Source organism: Nostoc sp. NOS(2021) (assembly GCF_017115025.1).
GTDB lineage: Bacteria > Cyanobacteriota > Cyanobacteriia > Cyanobacteriales > Nostocaceae > Nostoc.
In genome coordinates this window covers 1-3,896 of record NZ_JABXKM010000155.1, presented here as the reverse complement: position 1 = coordinate 3,896, position 3,896 = coordinate 1, and the positions used below count along the sequence as shown (strand labels likewise).

Genomic DNA, 3,896 nt, shown 5'->3' with positions numbered 1-3,896 from the left:
GTTAGGGGACTTTTGCAAGAGTTCTATTGAGCTTGCTTATTTAGATAAGCTGTGGTGAGGCTATTGTAATTCCAATAAACTGCTGTAATACGAGCGTTTTGCCGTAGTTTACTTGAAAGTATCACTACTTTGCGATCGCCATCAGTTACGCTTATTATCAAAATATTAAAACGTTAACCGAACCGTATTGGCTATAAAACTATCGTTCTGCCGCCCGAAATGTAGATATAATAAGCAGATCGATATAGACACACATGGCAGACCATCACCAACTCTCCAACTTCATTTGGCAAATTGCTGACTTATTACGGGGGCCTTACCGCCCACCGCAGTACGAGCGGGTAATGTTACCAATGACGGTGCTGCGTCGCTTTGATTGTGTGCTTGCGCCAACTAAACCGCAGGTACTAAAGGAATTTGATAAGAGGAAAGATACATTTAAGGATGATGCCTTAGATGCAATGCTGAATAAGGTAGCAGGGCAACGTTTTCATAATCGATCGCAACTTGATTTTGAGCAGCTTAAAGGTGATCCCGACAATATAGATCAACATCTCATCAGCTACATTAAAAGTTTCTCAAAAAACGTTTACGATATTTTCGAGCGATTTGAGTTTACTGCTGAAATTGAGAAAATGCGTGAAGCAAATATTCTCTATCTTGTTGTTTCTAAATTTTGTGATGTTAACCTGCATCCTGATGACTTGGATAACATCGACATGGGGTTGCTGTTTGAGGATTTAATCCGCAGATTTAATGAAGCAGCTAATGAAACAGCCGGCGATCACTTTACGCCGCGAGAAGTGATCCGTTTGATGGTAGATATTTTGTTTGATCCCGATGACGATATCTTGACTAAACCGGGGATCATTCGCAAAATGCTTGACCCTACCTGTGGTACTGGGGGAATGCTGGCTGAGGCACAGAATTATTTACGCGAAAACCATTCAACTGCAAAATTGTGGGTATTTGGGCAAGATTTTAATCCCCGTGCTTATGCTATGGCTGCCTCAGATTTGTTGCTGAAAAGTAATGATAACAGTGATATTCGTTACGGTGATTCGCTGATTAACGACCAATATTATAGTGAACGTTTTGATTATTTTCTTGCTAATCCCCCGTTTGGTGTGGACTGGAAGAAGCAACAAAAAGAGGTGCAACGCGAACACGAAAAGTTAGGTTTCGCTGGAAGATTTGGCGCAGGTACACCGCGAGTTAATGATGGCTCGTTGCTATTCTTACAGCACATGATTAGTAAGTTTGAGCCGTATCAACCAGAAGCGGAGAAAAATGGCTCACGTTTGGCGATCGTTTTCAATGGTTCACCTTTGTTTACTGGTGGTGCGGGTAGCGGTGAAAGTGAAATTCGCAAGTGGGTGATTGAAAATGACTGGTTGGAAGCGATTATAGCCCTGCCAGAGCAAATGTTTTACAACACTGGTATTAGTACTTATATTTGGATTGTTACTAATCGCAAGCAGCGACACCGCAAAGGAAAGATTCAATTAATAGACTCTCGCACTCGCTGGCAACCTATGCGTCGTAGTTTAGGTGACAAACGTCGCTATATGGGTGAAGAAGATATTGCCGCAGTGGTGCGGGAGTACGGTGAGTTTGTAGAAAGTGAAACTAGCAAGATTTTTGATAATGAAGATTTTGGCTATAATCGCGTTCCCATTGAAAGACCGCTACGTTTGCTCTACCAAATGGATGTAGAACGCAAAAGCCGATTTTTAGATGCTGTGCCTCACTTATTAGATGATGTGCAAGCGATAGATAGAGAATTAGGAAGAGAACCCCGTCCTAATTGGAGTGAGTTTGACAAGCTGATGAATGCTTTAATTAAGCAGCGTGGTAGCAAGTGGAAAAAGACAGAAAATAAGCTGTTTCGGGATGTTTTTACAGAGCGTAATGCAGAAGCCAAGGGGGTTATTCTCAAGGAACGTAAAGCGATTGACGAACCTAATGCGCGTGTTTGGGGTTGGTTTCGGGATGCTAAAGGTAAGGTAGAGCGGATGTATGAGCCGGATACGCAATTACGGGATTTTGAAAATGTGCGTTTGACAGATGAAATTGTGGGCTATTTTCACCGTGAGGTTGAGCCGCACGTAAATGATGCGTGGGCAGACGGTGATAAAATTCGCAGTGCTTATGAGATTAATTTTAATCGGCATTTTTATAAATACACGCCTCCGCGACCTTTAGCTGAAATTGATGCTGACATTAAGCGAATGGAGGAAGAGTTTATGCGTTTGCTGCATGATGTGATAATGTGAGCATTTCCAATACGTTCAATTAGCGCGAGACTCGCTTTCATCATTCCGATTTTGATTGGTTTAAAGATATTCCAATCGTTTGGAATATGGTAAGGCTAAAATATTTAGCCACTGAACTTTTAGCCTAAATCTTTTTGCTGTGAGAGGTGACAGAATGATTGAGGATAAATTTGTAGAAGTAGAAGCACCGTGGCAACCAACAAATATAAAAAGTTGGCAATTTACTCAGATAAAGCACCATTATAAAATTACCCTGGGTAAAATGCTTCAAAATTCTGCACAGTCGTTAGAGGATATGGAAGTACCTTACTTGAAAGCGCAGCATATTCAATGGGATAATGTGTTGACTGAACAATTGCCAACAATGTGGGCATCTCCTTGGGAAATTGAGATGCTGCAAGTAAGAAAGGGCGACCTTCTTGTTTGTGAAGGTGGTGAGGCGGGACGTGCTGTAATCGTATCAAATGAGCCACCTATAAATTGTATTATTCAAAATGCTCTCCATCTAGTTCGCTCAACACAGACAGGAGATGTGCATTTTCTGAGGTATTTGCTTTTACACACAGCTTCGCATGAATGGCTTGATGTTATTTGCAATAAAGCCACAATTGCTCACTTTACTGTCGAAAAATTCAGTCAGATGTGGATATGGCTACCTCCCTTGTCTGAGCAACGTGCGATCGCAAATTACCTTGATCATGAAACCGCCAAAATAGACACACTCATCTCAGATAAAGAGCGTCTGCTTGATTTACTGACGGAAAAGCGCCGCGCTCTTATCACTGATGCTGTTACTCATGGTTTAAATCCCACTATTCCCTTGTGGAATTCAGGTTTTGAGTGGTTAGGGAAAATTCCACAACATTGGAATGTTAAAAGAATAAAGTTTTTGATATTTGGCATTGATACTGGCTTTTCACCACAGTGTTATAACTTTCCAGCACAGGAAAGAGAGTGGGGAGTATTGAAAACAGGATGTGTCAATGGTGGTATTTTCAATCCTCAAGAAAACAAAACTCTGCCTCCTGAAATTGAGCCACCTTTAGAACTTGAGGTAAAAAAAGATGATATTCTGATGTCTCGTGCCAGTGGCTCTACAGACTTGATAGGTTCAGTAGGGCTTGTACAAAATCAACCTAGTGAGAGATTGTTGCTTTCAGACAAAATTTTTAGGCTTAAGCTTAATACTGAAATTTGTGATGCTAAGTTTTTTGTCATCACAATGGGATCATTCATTGTTCGACAGCAAATTCTACAGTTTGTAAGTGGTGCAGAAGGGCTTGCAAACAATATCGCTCAAAGTGATATTCGTGAGCTATTGTTTCCTGTACCTCTAATGGAAGAACAAATAAAGATTGTTTCATTTGTTGAAGAAAAAACAAGTAAAATTGATAAACTATCTCATGCTGCTGTAATGACTATCGACTATTTACATGAGCGTCGCGCTGCACTGATTACAGCAGCAGTCACCGGACAGATTAAAGTAACAGCATAATATAGTTAAACCACATCTATTTTGAGAACCATAGTTTTAAAAGTAGTGGGAGCATCTTGCTCCCGTATTGTAGTAGCGGGCAAGATGCCCGCACTACTCCAGGTTTCAAAATGGACGAGGTTTAA

Annotated in this window: 3 protein-coding genes; 2 read left to right on the top strand and 1 reads right to left on the bottom strand. The window is 40.9% G+C overall.

Features of this window, described 5'->3' with window-relative positions; all coding sequences use genetic code 11:
• Positions 1 to 23 precede the first annotated feature (23 nt).
• On the bottom strand, positions 24 to 161 hold the full coding sequence (locus HWQ41_RS19695) for a hypothetical protein (RefSeq protein ID WP_292766352.1): 138 nt from the start codon (positions 159 to 161) through the stop codon (positions 24 to 26).
• 93 nt (positions 162 to 254) lie between these two features.
• Between HWQ41_RS19695 and HWQ41_RS19690 the strand changes: the two genes are divergently transcribed.
• On the top strand, positions 255 to 2,276 hold the full coding sequence (locus HWQ41_RS19690; RefSeq protein WP_292766349.1) for a class I SAM-dependent DNA methyltransferase: 2,022 nt from the start codon (positions 255 to 257) through the stop codon (positions 2,274 to 2,276).
• A 154-nt stretch (positions 2,277 to 2,430) separates the two neighbouring features.
• Positions 2,431 to 3,771, top strand: coding sequence for a restriction endonuclease subunit S (locus HWQ41_RS19685; protein ID WP_292766346.1), 1,341 nt, complete (start codon positions 2,431 to 2,433; stop codon positions 3,769 to 3,771).
• Positions 3,772 to 3,896 lie beyond the last annotated feature (125 nt).

What these genes read in the sequence shown, in the direction of transcription:
- HWQ41_RS19690 (WP_292766349.1), top strand. Translation starts at nt 255, where the DNA reads ATGGCAGACCATCACCAACTCTCCAACTTCATTTGGCAAATTGCTGAC.
- HWQ41_RS19685 (WP_292766346.1), top strand. Translation starts at nt 2,431, where the DNA reads ATGATTGAGGATAAATTTGTAGAAGTAGAAGCACCGTGGCAACCAACA.